The organism is Spongiactinospora sp. TRM90649 (genome assembly GCF_029382225.1).
In the GTDB taxonomy this organism is placed as follows: domain Bacteria; phylum Actinomycetota; class Actinomycetes; order Streptosporangiales; family Streptosporangiaceae; genus Spongiactinospora.
This window is the reverse complement of record NZ_JARLTC010000008.1, coordinates 19,268-40,406: the sequence shown is the minus strand read 5'-3', so window position 1 is coordinate 40,406 and position 21,139 is coordinate 19,268. Positions and strand designations below refer to the sequence as shown.

The window sequence follows — 21,139 nt, the reverse complement described above, 5'->3', positions numbered from 1 at the left end:
CTGTGCGAAGGAGAGGTGCTGTAGTGGCAGAGGTCGAGTTCAAGGTCGTGTCCGATGGCGTCGGCGTCATCACGCTGAATCGGCCGGAGAAGCTCAACGCGTTCAACTTCGAGATGCACCGGCAGCTCGCGGCGGTGCTCACCGGCGACGAACTGCAGGACTGCCGCGCGGTCGTGCTGCGGGCCGAGGGCCGGGCGTTCTGCGGCGGCACCGACCTCAGTGAGCTGGGCGACCACCTGGGAGAGAGCCAGGCGCCGTCGTTCGAGGTGTCCACCGGAACCGAGCTGTCGCACAACTTCCGGTACGCACGGCCGGTGATCATCGCGGCGGTGCAGGGCTACGCGCTGGGTCTCGGGACCCTGGTCGTGAACCTCACCGACCTCGTGATCGCGAGCGAGAACGCCGTGTTCGGGCACCCGGAGGTCACGCACGGCCTCGTCCAGGGCAACGGCATCCCGCGGCTGCGCGAGGTCGTCGGCACCCGGGCGGCGATGTCGATGCTCGTCACCGGCCGGCGCGTGCCGGCGGACGAGGCCCTGCGGATCGGCCTCGTGAACGAGGTCGTGTCCGCCGAGCGGCTGGAGGCGCGGGCCATGGAGCTGGCGCAGGAGGTCGCGGCGAACCAGGCCTACGCGGTGCACATGGCGAAGAGGTTCTTCTACGAGTCCGCCGAGATCCCGTATGGCCCCGCCGTCCAGGCGGGCTACCGGGTCATGCGCACCGCGCAGCTGGCGAGGCGGGCGAACGGGGCGAACTTCCAATGGTGACCACGCCCCGGGTGGTGGGTCGGGCCGGAGGGAGCGCCAAGTGATCGATAAGCTCGCCTGCTCGATCTACACGCTGGGTGCCGAGGCCGCCGAGGTCGCCGAGGCCGCGGGTTACGAGTCGGCGTGGACGTCGGAGTCGTACGGCACCGACGCCTTCACCCCCCTCTCCTGGTGGGGTGCCAAGACCCGGACGATGCGGCTGGGCACGGGCGTCGCGCAGATGGCCGCCCGTGCCCCGACCGCGACCGCGATGGCCGCCATGACCCTGGACCGGCTCTCCGGCGGGCGTGTGGTCGTCGGGCTGGGGTTGTCCGGCCCGCAGGTGGTCGAGGGCTGGTACGGCGTACCCTTCGAACGGCCGCTGCGGTGGACCCGCGAGTACATCAAGATCATGCGCGACACGTTCGCGCGGGAGCGGGTCGCCCACGACGGCGAGGTCTACCAGCTCCCGGTGACGGGCGGAACCGGGCTGGGACGCTCGATCCGCCCGGGCATCCGGGACGCCCGCACCGACATCCCCATCTACCTGGGCGCGGAAGGGCCGAAGAACATCTCGCTGTCCGCCGAGATCGCCGACGGCTGGCTGCCGACGAACTTCTCCCCGGAGTTCGACGACTGGTACCGGGAGCGTCTTGAGATCGGCTTCCGTAGCCGGCCCGGCGGGCGTCCCGAGAACTTCGAGGTGGCTCCCGGCGTGATGGTCGCGTTCGGGCCGGACGTCGAGACGGCCGCCGACGAGCTCCGGCCGGGTGTCGCCTTCCAGATCGCGGCCAACGGCGCGGAAGGCATGAACTTCCACTACAACTCCATCGCCCGGCTCGGCTTCGAGGAGCCCTGCAAGGAGATCGTCGACCGGTTCAAGGCCCGCGACCGCGAGGGCATGGCGGCCGCCGTGCCCACGGAGATGGTCGAGGCGATCGCGCTGATCGGCCCGCCGGAGAAGGTCCAGCGGGACCTTGAGACGCGCTGGCACGACTGCGTCGCCACGACGCTCATCGCGCGGACCTCCGTGCAGAACCTGCCCATGCTCGCCGACGTGTTCGCGGCATCGCGAGCCACCCGCGGCGCGACCGTGGCCTCACGAGCGGAGAACGGCTGATGGGGCGCTACTTCGTGAGGCTGGCCGGGCGGCTGCTGCTGACCCTGGCCGTGGTCTCCACCGCCGTCTTCTTCCTGATCCGGCTCACCCCCGGCGGCCCCGCCGTGGCCATGCTGGGCCAGGACGCGTCCCCGGACGCGGTGGCGCGGCTCAACGAGAAGCTCGGGCTCACCGACCCGGTGCTCGTGCAGTTCTGGAAGTTCTTGACCCAGCTCGCCCAGGGCGACCTGGGCGAGTCGCTCACCAACGGCCTGCCGGTGAGCGAGTCGATCCTGAGTGTGCTCCCGCACACGCTCGAGCTTGCCGTGGCGGGGCTCATCCTCGGCAAGCTCGGCGGGATCACCCTGGGCATCGTGGAAGCGGTCTGGAAGGACAGGTCGCCCGACATCGTCGGGCGGGTCCTGTCGCTGATCGGGCTGTCCTTCCCGAGCTTCTTCGTCGCGGTGCTGCTGATCCTGTTCATCGCGCTGCCGCTCGGTCTGCCGACGAACGGGGTCGCCCCCTTCACGGAACTCGGCTCGAACCTGCAACGCATCCTGTTGCCCGCGCTGGCCATGGGAATCGTGAGCACCGCCTTCACGTCCCGGGTCACCCGCTCGCTGATGGTCGAGATCATCGGGGAGAACCACGTCCGTACGGCACGGGCGAAGGGAGTGCGGGAAGGCCGCGTCCTGGTGCGCCACGTGCTCCAGCCCGGCTCGCTTCCGCTCGTCTCGATCACCGGTATCTCGTTCATCACCCTGGTGGGGGACGCGGTGCTCATCGAGATGGTGTTCGCCCGCCCGGGGCTGGGCAGCCTGATGGTCCACGCCATGCAGGCACGTGACTACACGACCGTGCAGGGCTGCATCATCGTGGTCACCACGGTGATCGTCCTGGTGAACGCGGCCGTCGACGCCTTCTACCACGTCCTCGACCCACGAACCAAGACGGCGTGAGGACCCGCCCATGGATCCGATAAGCCTCCGGCCGCTCTGTATCCACAGCCCTCGGCGCCCGAGTGACGTCGAGACGACACGAATGCCGGTGCGAGCATGACGATGAACGACTCGGGAGCGGTGGTGACCGCAACCGTCCCCCCACCGGGCAAGGGTGACTCGCGAGATGCATCGAGGCCCCGGAGACGGGGCCGGGGCCGGTTCAACCCGCTGCTGATCATCGGCGGGCTGATCATCGCCTTTCTGGTGCTCGTCGCGCTCTTTCCGACCCTGTTCACCTCCGCGGACCCGGCGCAGCAGGATCTGACGGCCCAGCTTGAGCCGCCGAGCGCCGAACACTGGCTCGGCCGCGACCAGTTCGGCCGGGACATCTACGCGCGGCTGATCCACGGCGCTCAGGCCTCGATGCTCATCGGGGTCTCGTCGGTGCTGATCGGGATGGCCATCGGAATTCCGGTCGGGATGATCGCCGGCTACTTCCGGGGCAAGACCGAGCGCGTGATCATGTGGGTCGTCGACGTGCTGATGGCCTTCCCCGGGCTCATCCTCGCCCTGCTCTTCGTCGCGTTGTTCGGGCAGGGAACCTGGAACATCACGCTGGCGATCGTGATCGGGATCGTCCCGGTGTTCGCCCGGCTCGCGCACGGACCCGCCCTGGCGTTCCGGGAGCGGGAGTTCGTGAAGAGCAGCATCGTGTTCGGCGCGCGGGCGCCCTGGATCCTGTACAAGCACATCTGGCCCAACCTGCGCAGCGAGATGGTGGTCATCGCCAGCATGACCGCCGCCGTCACGATCCGCATCGAGGCGGGCTTGAGCTTCCTCGGCCTTGGCCTGCCGCCGCCCACGGCCACGTGGGGTGGAATGCTCCGCGACGGCACCGCCTACCTGCAGACGGACCCGTTGTTCTCGCTGCTGCCCGGACTGGCGATCTTCGCCGCCGCCCTGGGCTTCAACCTCCTCGGTGACGGGCTGCGCGATGCCCTCGACCCCCGGACCGCGAACAGTTGACCCGCCGGAGACCGGCCGACCCGAAGGTATGTCGATGACCGACGTGACCGAGTCAGAAATCCACGAACGTCCGCAGACCCCGGCGTCGGACGGGTGCCTGTCCGTCCGGAACCTGACGACGGTGTTCACCACCAAGCGCGGGACCGTTGCGGCGGTGACCGACGTGAGCTTCGACCTGCGTGCCGGGGAGACGCTGGGGATCGTCGGCGAGTCCGGGTCGGGCAAGAGCGTGACCGCGATGTCGATCCTCGGGCTGATCCCGAAGCCGCCGGGCAAGGTCGTGTCCGGCGAGATCCGGGTGGCGGGGAAGGATCTGCTGGCGCTGGATCGCCGCAGCCTGCGGGCGGCGAGCGGGACGGACGTAGCGATGATCTTCCAGGACCCGATGACCTCGCTCAACCCCGTCCACCGGATCGGAGCGCAGATCGCCGAGGGGATCCTGACCCACCAGCGCAGGCCGTCGAGGGCCGACAGGGAGGCGGCCCGGCAGCGGGCCGTCGAACTGCTCGCGGCCGTCGGGGTGCCCGCGCCGGAGCGGCGCGCCCGGCAGTATCCGCACGAGCTGTCCGGCGGTATGCGGCAGCGAGTGATGATCGCCATGGCCATGAGCTGCGACCCGAAGGTGCTCATCGCCGACGAGCCGACCACCGCGCTCGACGCCACGATCCAGGCGCAGATCATGCGGCTGCTGCGCGAGGTGCAGCAGCGCACCAACGTCGGGATCATGCTGATCACCCACGACATCGGCCTGGTCGCCCAGAACGTCGACCGTGTCCTGGTCATGTACGGCGGGCGGGTGGTGGAGATGGGCACCGTCCAGGAGGTGCTCGAAAACCCCAAGCACCCCTACACCGTCGGCCTGCTCCAGTGCACGCCGAGCCGGCTGCCGGCGGACTCCGTCCGGCGGCGGCTCACGCCGATCCCCGGCCTTCCCCCCAACCCGACGGACCTGCCCCCCGGATGCTCTTTCGCGCCCAGGTGCGGCCTTCGCGGCGACCGGGAGCGGTGCCTCCTGGAGCAGCCGGAGCTGCGCCCGGCGCCGACGGACGACCACCGGTCCGCATGCCACTTCCTTGAAGAGGTTTCTCCCTGAGCGTGCCCCACGCTCGTGCTCGACGGTGAGGAGTCGGAGCTCATGTTGCACAGCGCCCAGCAAGACGTGGTGGACCCCGCGGAACCGGTCGGCGAGGAACTGCTGCGGATCGAGGGACTTAAGATCCACTTTCCCCTCGGCAGGCGCAGGCGCGGCCGGTACGCCGAGACGGTGTACGCCGTCGACGGGGTGGACTTCACGCTGAACAAGGGCGAGACCGTCGCGCTCGTCGGCGAGTCGGGGTGCGGCAAGTCGACCGTCGCACGGTCGCTCGTCGGGCTTGCCCGCCCGACCGCCGGGAACATCTGGTACAAGGGCATGGACCTCAGGACCGCCAGCCGCAGCCAGATGCGGATGCTGCGGCGGGAGGTGCAGATCGTCTTCCAGGACCCGTTCGCCTCGGTCAACCCGCGGATGCGGGTGCGGGACATCATCGAGGAGCCCCTCCGCGTGCAGGGGATCCCCCGGGAGAAGCACGTGGCCGAGGAGCTCCTGGAGCTCGTCGGCCTGCAGCCCATGTACGCGAACCGGTTCCCGCACGAGTTCTCCGGCGGGCAGATGCAGCGCATCGGCATCGCCCGCGCGCTCGCGCTGAAGCCGCAGGTGCTGGTGCTCGACGAGCCGATCTCCGCGCTCGACGTGTCCATCCAGGCTCAGATCATCAACCTGCTCATGGACCTGCAGGACGAGCTGGGACTGTCCTACCTGCTCATCGCGCACGACGTGGCCGTGGTGCGCGCCGTCAGCCACCGCGTGCTGGTGATGTACCTGGGCCGGATCGTCGAGGCCGGCCCGGAGGTGCTGTCCGACCCCAGCCACCCGTACACGCAGGCGCTGCTGAGCGCCATCCCCTCGGCCGAGGTCGGCTCCCGCGGCCGGAAGAAAGAGATCATCCTTGAGGGCGACGTCCCCAGCCCGACCGATCCGCCGAGCGGCTGCCGGTTCCGCACCCGGTGCTGGAAGGCCGCCGACGTGTGCGCGGAGGAGGAGCCCGCGCTGCTCGACCGCGCCGGGATCGGCGCGCTCAACGCCTGCCACTTCCCCGCCCGCGAGTAGAGGGGGCCGCCCACCCCCGGGCGGCCTTTCGTGCCGCGAGCACAATGGCGAAGGCCCGGAAGCCGTAAGGCTTCCGGGCCTTTCTACTTGCCACGATCTTAGTGGCGGTAGATGTGGTACACCTTCTGGAAGGTCTCGTGGACGGTCCAGGTGCCCTTCCAGCCGATCGGGAACACCGCGCTCGCCCCGGCCGTGAGCTTGACGGGCTCGCCGCCGTCCTCCTGCACGGTCATGCTGCCGGACAGCACGAAGATGGACTCCTCGCGGTTGGGGTACTCCCAGCGGGACGACCCCGGCGCGCACTCCCAGTGGCCGATGATGAACTTCTTGTCCTCGCTCATGTGCAGGACGCGGTTGCGGGTGAGAATCTCGGCCGGCTCGATGGGCGTGGCGCTCGGCGGCACCAGCGGCCGCTGCTTCGCTTCGCTCAGATCAAGCTCCGCGGGGCGGTAGTTCATCGTCATGGATCGCTCCTCACTTCGTCTGAATCGCCGGACGGCCTGACCCCGATCCTCGCCGGGGCCGATGACGACGGCGCTACGTGACGTCCTCTACTACCCTGAATTCTACCCTTGATATATTACATGTCAAAGCTGGTGTATATCGGAGGACGGCCGTCATCATCCGTGCACGCCGTCGAGCGGCGTGGCGGCCGGCCCGCCGCCTTCGACCTTCCCGGCGGTCGCCGGGGGGAGATCGAGGACGCGTTCGAGCCAGGAGCCGCGGGCGGCCTTCGACGCCCGGCTGACCGTGGTGTCGGGAGCCTGCTCCGTGAAGCCGTGGAACGCCCCCGCCCAGATGTGCAGCTCGGCCTGGCCGCCGACCGCCCAGATGCGTGTCGCGTAGTCGACGGCCTCGTCGCGGAACACCTCGCAGGCGCCCGCGTCGATGTAGGCGGGCGGCAGACCGGACAGGTCGGTAGCCCGCGACGGCGCCGCGTACGGGGACACCTCAGGGCCGCCCACGGCGTCACCCAGCAGGAAACGCCAGCCCCAGAGGTTGCTGTTACGGTCCCACCAGCCGATCCCGTCGTACTGGTGACTCGACGGCGTGGTGTTCCGGTCGTCGATCATCGGGCAGTACAGCCCCTGCCCGGCGATGGCGGGCCCGCCCCGGTCGCGCGCCAGCAGCGACACGCCCGCGGCGAGGCCGCCGCCCGCGCTGCGCCCCATCACGACGATGCGTCCCGGGTCGAAGCCCAGCTCGCCGGCGTGCTCGGAGAGCCAGACGAGGCCCGCGTAGCAGTCCTCGACCGGCGCGGGATCCGGGTGCTCCGGCGCCAGCCGGTACTCCACGGAGACCGCGACGAGCCCGTAGACGTCCACGAGCTCCACGAAGCTCTCCATGGACCAGAACCGGTTGCCCATGCACATCCCGCCGCCGTGGATGTTGTACAGCGCGGCCGGGGTCGTGACCCCGCCCTTCGGGCGCAGGATGGAGACGGTGAGGTCCGGGGCTCCGGCCGGGCCCGGGATCACCCGGTCCTCGAACTCCACCGGACGGCCACCGAGGATGTCCTCGATGGGCTTGGCCATCAGCCCGGCGCCGCGCTGCGCGCGGATGACCTCCGGGCCGAGCGGCGGGCCCCCACCGCTGGTGAGGGCCTCGTAGACGGGCAGCAGGTCGGGGTCGAACGGGACGGGTGTCACGGTCATCGGGTGGCTACTCCTTTGGATCTTTGACAGGGGAGGCGAGCCTCAACAGCCCTTGGCATTGCGGTCGACCGTGGCCTTGTGGCCGGCCTGCCAGTTCCCCGGGATCGCCACGGGCGGCTCGACGCCGCCCCAGGTGAACCCGCACGCCGCGCCGTAGGTCCGGTAGGCCAGCATCAGCGGCTTCGCCGCGGCGTCGCGGAGGATCTGGTCGTTGATGTCCTGCCACAGCCGCGTCTGGCGTCCCGGGTCGGACTCCCGCGTGACCTGATCGATCAGCGTGTCCGCGCCGTCGTAGCCGATGTAGTTCTGCGCCGGACGGCTTCCGCCCAGCACGGAGGAGGGTCCGTAGAAGAACGCGCCATAGGTGATCTGCGGGGTGGCCCGGTACGCGATGAGCGTGACGATGATCGGTTCCTTGCCGGACAACTGGGCCTTCTGCCAGGCCGGCGTGTCGACGTTCCGGATGTCGACCTGGACGCCGATCTTCTTGAGCTGCGCCTGCAGGATCTCGTAGTACTGCATGCCCGCGGGACCTGAGACGGTGATGCGGAAACCGTCGGGATATCCGGCCTCCGCCAGGAGCTTGCGCGCCTTGTCCAGATCGTAGTCGTACGCCAGGCCCGCCTCCTTGGTGTGCGCGTCGGGCACCCCGCCCGGCATCGCGTCGCTCCAGGCGCTGAGCACGGTCTTGGCGGTGCGTGGGCCGGCCGCGGCGACGTAGTCGGCGCGGTCGATGGCGTACGCCATCGCCTGGCGCACCCGCACGTCGTCCAGCGGCTTGACCTTGGTGTTGAACATGGCGTACCAGATGCCGAACAACGGGGCCGTGACGACCTTGAACCCCTCTCGCTCGTCGATCATCCGCAGCCCCAGGTCGCCGCCGGCCGACGGGTCGGCCAGATCGATGTCGCCGCTGAACAACGCGGCCTGCCGGGCCGTGTCGTCGTTCATGAAGCGGATCGTCCACCCGGCCGCGAGGGGCTTGCCGAGGTAGTAGGCGTCGTTGGCGACGAGGTCGACCTGCTGTCCCGGGGTGTGGCCGCGGAATGTGTACGGGCCCGGTCCTACCGGGTGCAGCCCGAACTCCTCTCCCTCGGCCTCCACCGCCTTCTTGCACACCATGAGCCCGCCCTGCCAGTTGGCGATCGTCGACAGGAACACGGCCGGGGAGACCTGGTGCTTCATCGTGACCTCGACCGTGCGGGCGTCGGGGGCGTCGACGCTCTTGTAGTCGGTGTAGCTACCGGCGAACGACGACCGTTCGGGGTCGGCGGCACGCTGCAGCGAGTACACGACATCCTCGGACGTGAGCTCGTATGCCTTGGTCTTGCGTCCGGCCGGGCACATGACGCCCTCGCGGAGGTTGATCGTCCAGACCTGCTTGCCGTTCTTCGTCTGCGCCTGCGGGATGTCCTGCGCGATTCCCGGCTCGAACGGCGCGGTGGTGTCGCTGGTCCGGTAGCGGACCAGGCCGTCGAACAGCATCATCGACAGGATTCGGTCGAGCGGCTGCAGCGCCTGGAGCGGATCCATCGACGTGAAGCCCTGGGTCATGATCCCGTATCGGATCGTCGGTCGTACGTCTTCTCCGGCGGCTGCGCCGCCTCCGCTGGTGCACGCGGTCGTGCCCATCAGCGCGGCCACTGTTCCGAGGGCGAGTACGGTCTTCGCTCTGCGTCTGTTCATCCCGCTCTCCGTGCATACTAGACGTGATGTATCAGTCTCCCGATGGTGTGATGTGGGCCCCCCGGGCCGGACGGCGGATGCCGTCCGGCCCGCGGAAACGGGTCTGACGTGCCGGGACTAACGAGCCTGGACTAGCGCGCCGGGTCGAACTCGGCGGGATAGACCGTCGTGCTGATCAGCTTGCCGAACCCGTCGAGTGTGAAATGGGCGAGGGCCTGACGCGCCTCGTCGAGACCGAACAGCACGCCCCGCGAACGGATACTGCGGATGTCGCGGTGGTCGGCGACCGTCACCGCCGCGCAGGGAAGCGCTTTCTCCTGCCAAGCGAACAGGAAGATGCCGGGACGCAGTTCGTAGGCGGTGCACTCGTCGGTGTCCGCGAGCCCCTCCTCGGAACCGGCCAGGCACTGCCAGGTGTACTGACGCGGCCCGAGGTAGATGTGCTCGTACACGCGGTCGGGGCCGTACTCCCACAGCACCCGGCGGCCGGTGAGCGCGGTGGACAGCGCCGGTGGGAGCATCGTCGACTCGATGCCTTCGATCCGCGCCGTCGCGAAGCGCTGCCGGACCCGGGGGCGGCCCGGTGCGGGGTCGCTGATCAGACTGGTCACCGACAGCGCGTGCCCGCTCGTGAAGTCGAGCGCGAGGCTGATGGTCTCCTCCGGCGTCCGCGTGCGGCGGAACTGCACGTAGAAGAGATCGTCCGCGATCCGGAACGCCTCATAGTGGTCCTCTCCGGAGGCCGAGACGTCGTCTCCGCGCCCCGGGCTCCGCGTCCACGCGACGGTATCCGTGCCGAAACGGTGCGTGACGCGGGTGCCGTGGTCGTCGTAGAGCACGACCACACGGCCGACGAGGGCGGGCGGCGGATCGGTTCTGGTGAGGCCGATGTCCGCGGCCGTGAGAAGTCCGTGGATGGGTCGACGGATCGAGGCTTCGGAAAGATCGCTGATCATGGTTCTCCTCACCGGAGGAAGACGAGGCGAGGGCGAGCGGGCACGTCGCGGGCGCGGATGAGGCAGCGCCTGCGATCCCCGCTCGGCTCATCAAGCTCGGTTTCGCCCGCAGCGGCGGACTCTGGTTTGTCAGGAAGAGCGGTTATGCATCGATCATTAGGTGCGACATCGGTCATGCGGAGCGGCATGTTCGAGGCGGAGACGGCGCGGCGGAACTCGGCGGTGTCATGGCCGAACGCCGTGGTGACGTGGCCGATCCGCGTCTCTTGAACAGTTTCGTTCAAGATTTACCTCCCTTGCCTCAAGGGCAAAGCTTGCCGATCCCATATCCGATATCGGCGAGTTCGGTGCTGTCAAGGTGCTGCGAGCCCGCACTGGGTCGGGTGATCGCCGCACGTCCGGTGATCGACGACAGGCTCCGAAGCGCGCCGGCGACCGCTATCGAGTTGGGTGGAGCCGCGCACAGGCGGCGTCGTACTCCGTGACGATCTGCTCGATGATCTCGGCGGCCGGGAGCACCGAGTGGATGAGCCCGGCGGACTGGCCCGCCTCGGCCTTGCCCCAGTCGACGTGGCCGTGCAGTGCGGCGTCCCTCAGCGTCGCGGCCTGGAACGCCTTGCGGCGCACGTCGAGGTCCGCGTTGGACTCCTCGAGTTCGGTCATGCGGGCGGTGAACTCGTTCGCCAGCGCGCGGGTGAGGCCGAGGCCGTGCCCGACGGTGCGGGTGCCGTCGACGTTCGCCGCGAGGACGGCGGCCTTGTAGTTCGGGTGGACGGTCGCCTCGTGGCTGGCGAGGAACCGGGTGCCCAACTGCGCGGCGCCGGCCCCGAGGGCGAGCATCGCCGCGAGACCCGCGCCGTCGGCGACACCGCCGGAGGCGATGACGGGGATGTCGGGGATCTCGGTGACGACGGCGCGCACGAGGACCTGCGTGGTGACCATGGCGGGCGGCGGGTGGCCACCCGCTTCTGCGCCGACGACGACGAGTCCGTCGACGCCCGCCGTCGCCGCCTTGTGGGCGTGCTCGGTGCCGGCGACGACGTGCAGGCAGGTCGTGCCGACGTCGCGGAAGCGATCGAGGTAGCGCTGCGTCCCGCCCTGGGACGCGATCAGGATCGGCGGTCTGCGCCGGAGGAGGAGATCGATCACCTCGTCGGCGCCCCGCCGGTAGAGGGGCAGGTTGACGGCCCACGGCCGGTCGGTACCGGCCTCCATCTCGTCGAGCGTGCGCGTGAGATCGGGGAGCCGCATCGGGCCCACGGCGACGACTCCGAGCCCACCGGCGCGGCTCACCGCGAGCGGTAGGGCGGAGCAGGACGAGGCCCAGGACATTCCGCCCTGAATGATCGGCAGGTCGATGCCGAGCAGGCGGGTGACCGAGGTGGAGATCACGCCCCCACCCCGCTGCGCCCCTGCTCCAGCAGCTTGCGCGCGTGGGCCGCGAGCTGGTTCTTCTGCACCTTCGAGCTGGCGGTCATCCCGATGTTCTCGAACCCCTCCACGATGCGGAGGTAACGAGGGACCTTGAACCCCGCGAGGTGCGAGCGGGACCAGTCGAGCAGCTCCTCCTCGGTGGCGTCGGTGGCCTCGGTGAGCACGACGAACGCGAAGGGGACCTCGATCAGCCGCTCGTGCGGGACCCCGACCACGGCGGCCTGACGGACACCGGGGTGGCGGTGCAGGGCGTCCTCGATGTCGGCGGGGGCGACGTTCTCCCCGCCGACCCTGATGATGTCCTTCGTGCGTCCGACGAACTGCAGGCGACCGGCCTCGTCGAGGATGCCGATGTCGCCGGTGAACAGCCAGCCGTCGGCGTCGATGGTGGCGGCGGTCTGCTCGGGGTCGTCGAGGTAGCCGCGCATGACGTTCCAGCCGCGGACGAGGATCGAGCCCGGTTCGCCTGGGGCGCAGTCGGAACCGTCGTCGAGGGCGCGGATCCGGACCTCGACACCCGGCTGGACGCGCATCGCGCCGGAGACCCGTACGGCCTCGTCCTCCCACCAGGCGGACAACGAGACGTTGGGGGAGGCCTCGGACAGGCCGTAGGCGGCGACGCACTCGGTGGCGCCCAGCTCGTCGATCACGCGCCGGATCACGGTGGGGGACGCCGCGACCCAGGCTCCCCGCAGGTGCAGCTTCCGCTGGGGGCGGTCGGGGTGGTTGAGCAGCATCAGCGCGATGGTGTCGTTGCCGGAGAAGTGCGTGCACCGTTCCACCTCGAACAGGCGCAGCGCCTCGCCGGGCTCGAAGCGGGGCATGGTCACCAGCGTGGTCGCGTGCTGGATCGACGCGAGCACCGAGAGCGTGCTCCCCGCGACGTGGAAGAACGGCCGCGCGCTGTGGTAGCGATCGCCCGTGCGCAGGCCGAGGCGTACCCCGGCGAAGAACGCGTCGGCGCACATGCTGCTATGGGTGAGCAGCACGCCCTTGGGCCGCGAGGTGGTACCTGACGTGTACTGGACCAGCAGGATGTCGTCCGGACCGGCGGTGGGCGGCACGTCGCCTACGTCGCTCCCCGCGTCGACGAAGTCCGACCACGCGGTCGCCCAGCTCGGCACGTTCTCGCCGAGCGCCACGACCGACTTGAGATCGGGCAGGGCCGGGCAGGTCGGTGTTCCGGCATGACCGATGCCGAGTTCACGGAGCATCGCGATGAAGTCCACGCTCAGCACCCGGTCCGCCACGAACAGGGTGGAGATGCGGGCGTGCTGCAGCGTGTACTCCACCTCGCCGGCGGTGAACCGCGTGTTCACCGGGACCGTGACGGCTCCGACGCTTCCGATGGCGACGAACAGGGCCACCCAGCGCGGCCCGTTGCCCAGGCAGACGCCGACCCGGTCACCGTGCCCGATGCCGGCGGCGGTGAGCGCCGCGCGAATGCGGGCGACCTCCTCGGCCAGCTCGGCGTAGGTCACCCGGTCATCGGCGGTGACTATCGCCTCGATGTCGGGAGCGAGCAGCGCGGCGCGGTCCAGCGCCTCGTGCGCGGTGAGAGGACACGCAGTTCTGAGATCCATCAAGCTTCCTCCGTCCCGGATTCGGTGCGCCGGACCTGTGGTCCGCCCGGGACGACGTACGCGCAGACCGTGACCGCGTCGGCCATCGAGCCACCTCCTCTTGCTGGCTCTAGGAGTACGCGAACCTGTTGACTTTGTCAACACTCTAGAGATCGCGTTCGTGACGCTCCACATCCAGCGCGAGGTCGGCCAGCTTGTCCAGCGCCCGCACCAGCACCTGCCGTTCCTCAGGCGACAGGACGGCCAGGAACGTCGCGTCGCGCTCGTTCGCCGCGAGTATGAGGCCACGGTAGACCTCGATGCCCGCCTCGGTGAGCGCCAGCTGGTACGTCCGCCCGGACCCCGCGGTCCGGTTGACCAGGCCGCGTTCCGTCAACTTGGTCACTACCCGGCTCATCTGCGCTTTGTCAAGACCCGCGCGCCTAGCCATCCGGTTCAGAGTGAGCGTCGGATCAGACCCGATCAGGGCGATCGCCCGCCACTCGCCGAGGGTGACGTCGAACTCGCGCCGGTAGCGCAGCGCCGCGCTGCGGGACAGCGCCGCCGACGTCCGTGACAGGCGATAGGACAGCAACTCGGCGATGGGGACGAGATCCCTGACGTTCGCGCGCTCCGGCATGGGGGGATCGTAATCTGTGCGGGACGGTGTTGCATAATCAACAACAAGCGATTTTGCGGCAATCGCCTCTCCCTCCACCCGCCCCCTCCACCGCCCACCCCCCGCACGGACCCGCCCCCCGTACGGACCCGCTGACTCCCCGTGACCTCCCCTCAGTGACCCCCAGAATCACGGCCCGAAACCCGGTTGCGGCCCCCGGGCGGCTGACGCATGCTGGCGGCCATGCTGATCAGAGAGGCGACACCGGACGACTGGCCCGGGATGTGGGCGTTCATGGAGGGCATCGTGCGGGCGGGTGAGACGTTCTCCTGGGATCGCGACACCACCGAATCCCAGGCCAGGCAGATGTGGTTCCCGGCACCCCCGGGCCGCACCTTCGTCGCCGTCTCCCCGGACGAGACCATCCTGGGCACCGCCAACAGCGTCCGCAACCACCGCGGCGGCGCCGCCCACATCTCCAGTGCGAGCTTCATGGTCGACCCGGCCCACTCCGGCCATGGAGTCGGCCGGGCCCTGGGCGAACACGTCCTGAAGCAGGCCCGAGAGGACGGCTTCCGGGCGATGCAGTTCAACGCCGTCGTCGAGACCAACACCCGAGCGGTCGCCCTGTGGCGCTCACTCGGCTTCGCCCTGATGACCACCCTCCCCGAGGGCTTCCACCACCCGACCCACGGCTACGTCGGCCTCCACATCATGTACCAGCGCCTCTGACCCTCCTACGAGGTCGCCTCGACGGGTCAGACGCGGCCGAGGAGGAAGCCCCCGGCGCTGCCGATGAGGAGGAGCAGCACGGCCAGGGCCGTGCGGAGTTTCGGGCTGGAGAGGGCGGGGCGAGGCACTCCAGGGTGTCGGGTACGGGCGGTGCGGGCGGGCTGAAGCAGCGCTGCGCCCTCGGTGGTCTCCTGCTCCCCAACAGCGTCCCCCTTGGCTCTCGCCACCTGCGCCGCGCTGTCCCTGCTCTGCCTTCTCCACCTGCGGACCCTCCGCCGCCACGACTCCGCCCACATCCGGCGACCGGGCACCGACACCCTCGTTCCGGGTCATTCGGGACGAGGTTCACCATCCTCGCTCTCGGGCCCTGCGCCGACGTTCAAGGCGGCGGCCGAGCCATTGACCGATCCGTCGTCGTGACCGGTGCCGTTGAGGTTCGACTCCTCTGGTGTCCTGAAGGTCCCCTCCGACGCCGGGTGGGACCGCGGCTGATCAAAGCGCCGCCGCAGGTCGTCCGCCGCTTCCTGGCTGCCGTACCTGGTGAACAGATCGGCCAGTTCCGCGGCGAAGAACGCTTGCTGGTCCGTATCCTCGACGCCGGCGGTGAAGAGCATGGCATCGGCATGGTCGGCCGGCGTCGCATGGTATGGCGGGCGCGCTGGATCGGCTCCGTGGTCTTCGGGGAGCCTGTCATGCGCCGCGAGGGAGAGCCGAGTCAAGCGCACGATGTCGTTCACCGTCGCTTCCACCTGCTCACCGTTCCTGTCCAGGTGCCAGACGACCGCGGCGCCGGGGCTCTTCAAAACGTCCTCGCTGAGATACCGCCGTCTGCTTTGTTCGGCCTCCTTGTTCTGCTGCCAGACGGCCATCTCCTTGCGCTGGATGGCTAGCATTTCCAGCCGCTTACGGTCGTCGTCCGCGAGTGTGAGGACGACTCCCTGCGCCACGACGTGCACTTCGCGATGGCCTTCCGGCGCGCGTCCCAGCGTGCCGCCCAATTCGCATTGGGCGAGGCTCACCTGCTCCGGAGACCACCGTTCGGTCACTTCTCTGGCGCGCTCGATGACCGCCTGGACGGCGACGCCTTCCAGGTTTAAAGGAACGTTGTGCGACGTATCCTCGCTGGGGGTCCACAGCACCGTGGCCGAGAACAGGAAATTGTAATCCTTGGTAGAACTCGGTAGCGGAATCTCCTCTACCTGCTTCCGTCTCTGTTCCGGTCTAGGGGCGGGAGGGAACGACGAGTAGGCAGGGGTGGACTCCGGCCTCGGCCTACGGCCTGCCCTCCGCGTGACGAGTATCGCGCCCGCCACCAGCGCGCTGACCAGCAGGACCGATGCCCAGAAGGGCCATGGGGCGAAGTAGCCGAGGCCGAGCAGTAGCACCGTGCCGATGGCGGCAAAGTACATGTCCACCGTTCCACGTCCCTGGCTCATGTACGACTCTCGCCTTCTTTGTGGTTCTTGGTGGCCGCGGCGATCTTCTGTCGCAGGGTCTTCGCGAGGAGGGCGCCGCGTTGCCGCTCTTCCTCGGTGGTGTACGGCAGGTCGCGCGCGGTGGTGTACAGGGGTGCCAGGACCTGGATGCGGGGCGTGGCCGCTGAGACGAGCACGTCGAGCAGTGCCTCCCGGTATGTTTCGCGATCTCGTGCGGCCGTCAGCCAGTCACGTACTCGCGTGCCCTTGGCACGCTCCGCATGGTGGGTGAAGACGGCACGCCACCCATTGGTCAACCGATGTCTCATCTCCGGTTCCGCGAGCAGTCCGGGCCCGTCTGGTCCTGGGGCAGTGAGGGCGTCCGGGGCGGTGAGGTCGTGAAACAGGTCGAAGTCCACCGGCCAGCGCCGGGGGCGTTGAAGGCCCTCCTCCAGTCTTCGCAGCATGAACCGGTGATGCCTGTGCTTGCCGCAGGCAAGCTCGGTGAGCGTTTCGCGGGCGAGTATCCCGTCGCGTTCCCGGCGTGCCAGGTGGTGGAGTCGGACCATCGCTTCGTCGGGATGCCGTACGGCGATGACGTCGCTGCATGCCCGCACCAGCACGAAGCGGAGGCCGTGGGACGGTTCTCCCGCTGTGGCGGATTCATAGATCTGCCGGCGAAAGAACTGGCCGTTCTCCTCGTCCAGTAGTCCCTGCCTCAAGGTCAGGGCCGCCGCACGTAGATGAATCTTGTTCCCCCTTGCGGACCAGTCTTCGACCAGGGGCATCAACATGGGTCGGTAACGCTCATCCAGGCAGAGTTCGGTGAACCGCTCGACCAGGAGGTCGCGTTCACGCTGGTCCAGTCCGGCAATGGTGAGCGCCTTCTGTACCCATTTCCGTAGTGGATCGCGAATTTCTGGAATATTTCTCCAGAAGTGCTGTCTGACGACGTAGTCGTAGTCGAATGATCGGAACAGGACTTCCCTTGAACGTGGCTTGATATATGCGTCGATCTTCTTGAAGCGGGTGGCGAGGTCTGTTCGCTCAAGGATCGGCTGCTCGTCACCGTCGTGTTCCAGCGCTTGGAGCAGTAGGTTGCTCGCCTGGTGGATATCGTCGGCGTGTGCTCCGTGCAGCATCGCGGTGGCCATCAACAGGGCCTGCCTGCGGCCTTCCGGCTCACCGTCCGCACTGGGTAACCCAACGTCCAGCTTCGAGCGTGAGTTGTTAACGGCCTTCGACCACGCCTGCAGATCACCACGCCCGCCGCTTTTCGCCCGCGCTTCGGCCACCAGGTCGGCATAGTGCGCGACCTGGTCCAGCGACGGACCGGTACGAAGGTGGTGAAGGATGGGAGACGGCCATGGCTGCTCCGGCAGGACGATGATGCCTGCGGATCGAAGATGGCGGCGCAGCACGCCCTCGGCTCCAGGAGCGGCCATCTCCACGACCAATCGCCGAAGGTCGGACGACAGAGTTCTGGCCGCGTGATCGGAAAGGACCACCGCAAGGTGGGCGGCTCGATCCTTTACAGTCTTGCGTAGCGCCCCCAACTCGTCGCAGACCTCGCGGCAGTCCGTTCCTTGCACAGGTATGAGATCGAGCAACAGCAGGTCTCCATTGCCCACTTGTTCCAGGTCCAGATGATGGGGACGGTTCTCCTGTAGCAGTAGCTCTTGGAATGTCCGGGCCTTCTCGCGCAGTTCATACAGCAGCATGTTGGCCGCCGTCCTTCTCCCGCTCCCCGGAACACCGCGAATGAATACGGTTCTGTATTCGCCGAGGATGCTGCGCGCTCGCGCGAAACCTCGGGGATGCACGAAGTTTCGCCGCAGCCATACGAGCTGGTCATCGACGATACCCCGTGGCATTTTCCCGCTGGAATCCCTCAGGAGATCGCTGATATCGCCATTGCCGAGGAGGAAATCCCCATCGGCATGCCCGATGTTATAGATGAACTGGTCGTTCAACGAACGTCGTCCTCCTTATCCCGCATGGCGGAATCGCCAAATCGGTGATTGATGCCGCCGGAGTTGTCGCCCGCCACATGGACGCCTCCGGGGCCGGTGATGTGCGAGCCGCCGTAGGTGGTGTTGGTGTCGTGAGTGTGTTGCCGGATGTCGCCCTTGCCCATGTGGAACGTGCCGCTGAGGTCGCGCCCCTGAACGGTCGTGCCGTGAGTGTCGTGTACAGAGTTCGCCACCGTGCCCGGCTCGCTGGAACGGTCGTCGAGGCGATCCGTCTTCTTGAGCTCGGGCACGAGATCCGCGAGGAGGTTGCCGAGTGCGATGAGCTGGTCCTGAGTGTGGTTGCCGCCGAGCTCGAAGTACTGGATCTCGGCGAGCCGGGCGAGGTCCGCCGGTAGCTCCTCGGCCTTCAGCCGTTGGATACCAAGGCCGTCGAAGACGGGGACGACGTGGATCTGGCAGGCGAGCGCCTCGGCGAGTTCTCGGTGCACCCAGTCCTTCTCGTCGTGTAGGAGAGGGGAGCGGGCCCAGCCCGGGCCTATGACGGCGACGACGGCGGAGCTGCTCCGGAGCGCGTGGAGCAGCCTGGGCGGAAAGTGTTCTCCGGGCCTGATCGAGGTACGGTCCCGGAATACCTGCTCCCTGCCGAAGCGGTCGGCGAGCTTGGTTTCGATCGTGGTGGCGGTCTTGTCGCCGTCGCCGGTGCGGTAGTTGATGAAGATCTCGGACACGAATCGCCTTCCTAGAGGAGACCGGTGGTTGTCAGGGCGCCGAGGCGGGGAGCGAGGTCCCGCGTGGCGGGGTGATGCGTATATCGGGCGAGCACGCGCGCGAGCCGGGGGAGGTCCATGGCCACCGTCGCGGATCTCAGGGTCGCCACGTCGTTCAACAGACCGCTGATCAGATGGCAGGCGTGATCCACGTCTCCGGCCGCCGCGTGCGCGAGCGCCTGCCGCACGCCGTAGCGGACCCGTGTGCGCAAGGCCTCTGGCCGCACCCCGGCGAGCTGGGAGCCGAGGATCTCGGCCGCCTCGCGCGGGCGGCCCAGGTCGTACAGGCACCAACCGGTGATCATGGTCACCGGGTCGGGGAGGTTCGTCGGGCCGATGATCGGAGTGTCTTCGTCCGCACTGGGGCGATCGAGTGCGGTGCGCGCTCGATCGAGAGCGGACATACAGGCAGTGTGGTTTCCGGCCAGGGCATGTCCCTGTGCCTCGTGCATGGAGGCGAGCCCCTGGATCCTCGGCAGAACCGTGTCGCGCTGCGCGCGCCGGGCGAGTTCGATCGTTTGTCCGGCGTCGTTACGGTAGAGCGTGATCAGGGCGTGCCGTGCCATACCATAGGCGGCGAAGTCCTGGTCGCCGCCGGCCGCGGCCATCTCGACGGCGCGGCGGGTCCACCACAGGGTGGCCTGTTCGTCACCCATCTCCTGCACCAGCCAGCCGATGTACTCCGCGTACCGGGACCCCAGCAGCAGCAGAGCTCGACGGGTTCGCGGATCGGCCTGTTCGGCGTATTCGCGCAGGCTGTGGGTCTGCGCGATGAGCGCGGGCAGGAGAAGCCCGGGTTCGACCGACTGGCCGAGTCTGCGGTACTCGTCGAAGATCGAGCGAGACGCGGACAGGAGTGACTCTCCCTCCACCGCGGAGCCTGGCATCCGCCCGCCGATGCCGACGCCTGCGAGTCCCACGAGGGACGCGGCGCCCGTGGTCATGATCTGACGCCGGTTCATGGACTGGAACCGGCTTCCTCCTGTCGGCGACAGCCCCATCAGCCACACCTCCTGGGATCCGGCCGTGCCGCCGTCGTTCGTCGTGACGCCTTCCGCATCGGTGATCTCCTCATCGAGAAAGGTGATCAAAGAACCTTCCGCGGCCAGTTCCACGTCGCATAGTCCAGCCAGCAGTCGGCTTGGTCTTTTCAGACCCCGTTCCACTTTGCTGAGCTGGCCCTTGCTGTAATTGACCCTCTTCGCCAGCCCGGTAAGGGAGAGACCGGCGGCGAGCCGGCGTTTCCGTAATTCCTTACCGAACTGGGGCGGCTGCTCGACCATGTGAATCTCCGTCACCCCCGCCCGAACAGCCCGGGAGCGCTCCAACAAAGCTGCCGTATACGGCGCCGGGCAGGCAAGGTCGTCGGTGGGTTTCCTGTTTCCAACTTCGGAGGAAACAGGAAACGACTCTGCGTGTCGAGCGGAACGAGGGCAAGTGATGGAAGTCTTCCTTGCCGAGGATGCGCGCGCGCCACCGCTTCAGGCCCCGGATTGGTGGTCGCCGACGAGGCGTAAGCCGGGACGCAACATGGCATTATCACAGAGCATCTGTCGGCTTACCGGTTGGTGACCGATGGCTCGACGATCTACTTGGTCGAGCAGGGGCAGGCCACCGATCTGGTACATCGCACGGCCAACATCGTCATCCATGAGCTGGTAGGGGTGCTGCGGCCGTTCTATCGAGATGGACGGTACATTCCGGACCTGTTGCGTCCCCGCGACCACGTCACAATCGATCCGGCGGTCCGTGGCGGTATGCCGGTGATCGAAGGGACCCGCGTGCCGTACGACGAGATCGCGGCGCTGCTGCGGGACGGTGTTCCGGCCGCGCGGATCGCGGACTACTAACCGAGCGTGTCCGCCACTGCGGCGTTGGACGCCGCCGACTTCGCGGACTACGTAGACAGTTGCGAACCCCCCAGGGAACAGCGTGAGGCTGCTGCTGGATGACGACGTCCCCCGCCCGGTGCACCAGGTTCTGACGAGTTTCGTGCTGAGCCACGACATCGTCCATTCGCTGGACCTTGCCGGTTGGTCGGGTACGCGGGACGAGGCTCTGTATCCGCGTGCCGCCGCCGAGGGGTTTCACGTGGTTGTCACCAATGACGGTCGTCAGATGCAGCGAGCTCGGGAGGTGGCCGCGATCGCGGCCACTGGCCCGCATCGGATCGAGTACCCGCACAAGCACCATGGGCTGGTCGAGATGGGGTCGTGATCGCGACGGTCGCAGTTGGTTCGCCGAGTGCGTTTCCATTGCTGGAAGAGTCCGACGGGCCGTGCTTGATCACCTTGCGAGGCGTCGATCCCCCCGTGGGAAGCAGGCTTCGGATGATCGATTCTGCGGTGAACCCGCCCAAGTTCTGGTCCACGGTTCCGT

22 protein-coding genes are annotated in these 21,139 nt (G+C 68.3%); 9 read left to right on the top strand and 13 right to left on the bottom strand.

Translation table 11 applies throughout. The features are described 5' to 3' along the window. Nucleotides 1–23 precede the first annotated feature (23 nt). The 6 genes from P3X83_RS11200 to P3X83_RS11175 all read left to right on the top strand — a co-directional run bounded on the left by P3X83_RS11200 (nt 24) and on the right by P3X83_RS11175 (nt 5,961). Complete coding sequence (locus P3X83_RS11200; protein ID WP_277304886.1) at nt 24–767, top strand: enoyl-CoA hydratase/isomerase family protein; 744 nt, start codon at nt 24–26, stop codon at nt 765–767. A gap of 40 nt (nt 768–807) precedes the next feature. Continuing rightward, the gene (locus P3X83_RS11195; protein WP_277304885.1) at nt 808–1,866 is read left to right on the top strand and encodes an LLM class F420-dependent oxidoreductase; all 1,059 of its coding nucleotides are present in this window, start codon (nt 808–810) and stop codon (nt 1,864–1,866) included. After that, nucleotides 1,866–2,804 (top strand): ABC transporter permease, encoded by a 939-nt coding sequence (locus tag P3X83_RS11190; protein WP_277304884.1) that lies wholly within the window; start codon nt 1,866–1,868, stop codon nt 2,802–2,804. The genes P3X83_RS11195 and P3X83_RS11190 overlap by 1 nt, the downstream gene beginning before the upstream one ends. 96 nt (nt 2,805–2,900) lie before the next feature. Then, a complete protein-coding gene (locus P3X83_RS11185; protein ID WP_277304883.1) occupies nt 2,901–3,812 on the top strand; it encodes an ABC transporter permease in 912 nt (303 codons plus the stop codon). A 34-nt stretch (nt 3,813–3,846) separates the two neighbouring features. Further along, entirely contained in the window at nt 3,847–4,905 is a 1,059-nt protein-coding gene (locus P3X83_RS11180) for an ABC transporter ATP-binding protein (RefSeq protein ID WP_277304882.1), read from the top strand. A gap of 42 nt (nt 4,906–4,947) precedes the next feature. After that, nucleotides 4,948–5,961 (top strand): oligopeptide/dipeptide ABC transporter ATP-binding protein, encoded by a 1,014-nt coding sequence (locus P3X83_RS11175; RefSeq protein WP_277304881.1) that lies wholly within the window; start codon nt 4,948–4,950, stop codon nt 5,959–5,961. A 98-nt stretch (nt 5,962–6,059) separates the two neighbouring features. Here P3X83_RS11175 and P3X83_RS11170 read toward each other — a convergent pair whose 3' ends face one another. The 8 genes from P3X83_RS11170 to P3X83_RS11135 all read right to left on the bottom strand — a co-directional run bounded on the left by P3X83_RS11170 (nt 6,060) and on the right by P3X83_RS11135 (nt 13,894). Beyond that, complete coding sequence (locus P3X83_RS11170) at nt 6,060–6,425, bottom strand: cupin domain-containing protein (protein ID WP_277304880.1); 366 nt, start codon at nt 6,423–6,425, stop codon at nt 6,060–6,062. Between the two features lie 156 nt (nt 6,426–6,581). Next, nucleotides 6,582–7,616, bottom strand: a complete 1,035-nt coding sequence (locus P3X83_RS11165; RefSeq protein ID WP_277304879.1) for an alpha/beta hydrolase — start codon at nt 7,614–7,616, stop codon at nt 6,582–6,584. Between the two features lie 42 nt (nt 7,617–7,658). Further along, on the bottom strand, nt 7,659–9,302 hold the full coding sequence (locus tag P3X83_RS11160; RefSeq protein WP_277304878.1) for an ABC transporter substrate-binding protein: 1,644 nt from the start codon (nt 9,300–9,302) through the stop codon (nt 7,659–7,661). A 131-nt stretch (nt 9,303–9,433) separates the two neighbouring features. Next, nucleotides 9,434–10,258 (bottom strand): MoaF C-terminal domain-containing protein, encoded by an 825-nt coding sequence (locus P3X83_RS11155; protein WP_277304877.1) that lies wholly within the window; start codon nt 10,256–10,258, stop codon nt 9,434–9,436. Between the two features lie 8 nt (nt 10,259–10,266). Continuing rightward, the gene (locus P3X83_RS11150; protein ID WP_277304876.1) at nt 10,267–10,542 is read right to left on the bottom strand and encodes a hypothetical protein; all 276 of its coding nucleotides are present in this window, start codon (nt 10,540–10,542) and stop codon (nt 10,267–10,269) included. A gap of 154 nt (nt 10,543–10,696) precedes the next feature. Next, nucleotides 10,697–11,650 carry a nitronate monooxygenase gene (locus P3X83_RS11145; RefSeq protein ID WP_277304875.1) on the bottom strand — a complete coding sequence of 318 codons (954 nt, stop codon included), beginning with the start codon at nt 11,648–11,650 and terminating at the stop codon, nt 10,697–10,699. After that, nucleotides 11,647–13,275, bottom strand: a complete 1,629-nt coding sequence (locus P3X83_RS11140; RefSeq protein WP_277304874.1) for an AMP-binding protein — start codon at nt 13,273–13,275, stop codon at nt 11,647–11,649. The genes P3X83_RS11145 and P3X83_RS11140 overlap by 4 nt, the downstream gene beginning before the upstream one ends. Before the next feature lie 145 nt (nt 13,276–13,420). Continuing rightward, entirely contained in the window at nt 13,421–13,894 is a 474-nt protein-coding gene (locus P3X83_RS11135) for a MarR family transcriptional regulator (RefSeq protein ID WP_277304873.1), read from the bottom strand. A gap of 222 nt (nt 13,895–14,116) precedes the next feature. Between P3X83_RS11135 and P3X83_RS11130 the strand changes: the two genes are divergently transcribed. After that, nucleotides 14,117–14,605 (top strand): GNAT family N-acetyltransferase, encoded by a 489-nt coding sequence (locus P3X83_RS11130; protein ID WP_277304872.1) that lies wholly within the window; start codon nt 14,117–14,119, stop codon nt 14,603–14,605. Nucleotides 14,606–14,631: 26 nt separating this feature from the next. Here the strand turns inward: P3X83_RS11130 and P3X83_RS11125 are convergent, their stop codons facing one another. The 5 genes from P3X83_RS11125 to P3X83_RS11105 all read right to left on the bottom strand — a co-directional run bounded on the left by P3X83_RS11125 (nt 14,632) and on the right by P3X83_RS11105 (nt 20,043). After that, entirely contained in the window at nt 14,632–14,832 is a 201-nt protein-coding gene (locus tag P3X83_RS11125; RefSeq protein ID WP_277304871.1) for a hypothetical protein, read from the bottom strand. A gap of 102 nt (nt 14,833–14,934) precedes the next feature. Beyond that, on the bottom strand, nt 14,935–16,041 hold the full coding sequence (locus P3X83_RS11120) for a hypothetical protein (protein ID WP_277304870.1): 1,107 nt from the start codon (nt 16,039–16,041) through the stop codon (nt 14,935–14,937). Continuing rightward, the gene (locus P3X83_RS11115; protein WP_277304868.1) at nt 16,038–17,993 is read right to left on the bottom strand and encodes a hypothetical protein; all 1,956 of its coding nucleotides are present in this window, start codon (nt 17,991–17,993) and stop codon (nt 16,038–16,040) included. The genes P3X83_RS11120 and P3X83_RS11115 overlap by 4 nt, the downstream gene beginning before the upstream one ends. After that, nucleotides 17,990–18,721: a toll/interleukin-1 receptor domain-containing protein gene (locus tag P3X83_RS11110; protein WP_277304867.1), complete on the bottom strand. Its 732-nt coding sequence runs from the start codon at nt 18,719–18,721 to the stop codon at nt 17,990–17,992. The genes P3X83_RS11115 and P3X83_RS11110 overlap by 4 nt, the downstream gene beginning before the upstream one ends. An 11-nt stretch (nt 18,722–18,732) precedes the next feature. Further along, nucleotides 18,733–20,043, bottom strand: a complete 1,311-nt coding sequence (locus tag P3X83_RS11105; protein ID WP_277304866.1) for a helix-turn-helix transcriptional regulator — start codon at nt 20,041–20,043, stop codon at nt 18,733–18,735. Between the two features lie 285 nt (nt 20,044–20,328). On the opposite strand from P3X83_RS11105, the gene P3X83_RS11100 reads away from it, so the two are divergent. After that, nucleotides 20,329–20,610: a DUF433 domain-containing protein gene (locus P3X83_RS11100; protein ID WP_277305160.1), complete on the top strand. Its 282-nt coding sequence runs from the start codon at nt 20,329–20,331 to the stop codon at nt 20,608–20,610. Nucleotides 20,611–20,692: 82 nt separating this feature from the next. Next, the gene (locus tag P3X83_RS11095; protein WP_277304865.1) at nt 20,693–20,977 is read left to right on the top strand and encodes a hypothetical protein; all 285 of its coding nucleotides are present in this window, start codon (nt 20,693–20,695) and stop codon (nt 20,975–20,977) included. The last annotated feature ends 162 nt before the right edge of the window (nt 20,978–21,139 follow it).

What these genes read in the sequence shown, in the direction of transcription:
- P3X83_RS11170 (WP_277304880.1), bottom strand. Translation starts at nt 6,425, where the DNA reads ATGACGATGAACTACCGCCCCGCGGAGCTTGATCTGAGCGAAGCGAAG.
- P3X83_RS11135 (WP_277304873.1), bottom strand. Translation starts at nt 13,894, where the DNA reads ATGCCGGAGCGCGCGAACGTCAGGGATCTCGTCCCCATCGCCGAGTTG.
- P3X83_RS11120 (WP_277304870.1), bottom strand. Translation starts at nt 16,041, where the DNA reads ATGAGCCAGGGACGTGGAACGGTGGACATGTACTTTGCCGCCATCGGC.
- P3X83_RS11105 (WP_277304866.1), bottom strand. Translation starts at nt 20,043, where the DNA reads ATGGTCGAGCAGCCGCCCCAGTTCGGTAAGGAATTACGGAAACGCCGG.
- P3X83_RS11165 (WP_277304879.1), bottom strand. Translation starts at nt 7,616, where the DNA reads ATGACCGTGACACCCGTCCCGTTCGACCCCGACCTGCTGCCCGTCTAC.
- P3X83_RS11180 (WP_277304882.1), top strand. Translation starts at nt 3,847, where the DNA reads ATGACCGACGTGACCGAGTCAGAAATCCACGAACGTCCGCAGACCCCG.
- P3X83_RS11185 (WP_277304883.1), top strand. Translation starts at nt 2,901, where the DNA reads ATGACGATGAACGACTCGGGAGCGGTGGTGACCGCAACCGTCCCCCCA.
- P3X83_RS11155 (WP_277304877.1), bottom strand. Translation starts at nt 10,258, where the DNA reads ATGATCAGCGATCTTTCCGAAGCCTCGATCCGTCGACCCATCCACGGA.
- P3X83_RS11140 (WP_277304874.1), bottom strand. Translation starts at nt 13,275, where the DNA reads ATGGATCTCAGAACTGCGTGTCCTCTCACCGCGCACGAGGCGCTGGAC.
- P3X83_RS11175 (WP_277304881.1), top strand. Translation starts at nt 4,948, where the DNA reads ATGTTGCACAGCGCCCAGCAAGACGTGGTGGACCCCGCGGAACCGGTC.
- P3X83_RS11130 (WP_277304872.1), top strand. Translation starts at nt 14,117, where the DNA reads ATGCTGATCAGAGAGGCGACACCGGACGACTGGCCCGGGATGTGGGCG.
- P3X83_RS11190 (WP_277304884.1), top strand. Translation starts at nt 1,866, where the DNA reads ATGGGGCGCTACTTCGTGAGGCTGGCCGGGCGGCTGCTGCTGACCCTG.
- P3X83_RS11160 (WP_277304878.1), bottom strand. Translation starts at nt 9,302, where the DNA reads ATGAACAGACGCAGAGCGAAGACCGTACTCGCCCTCGGAACAGTGGCC.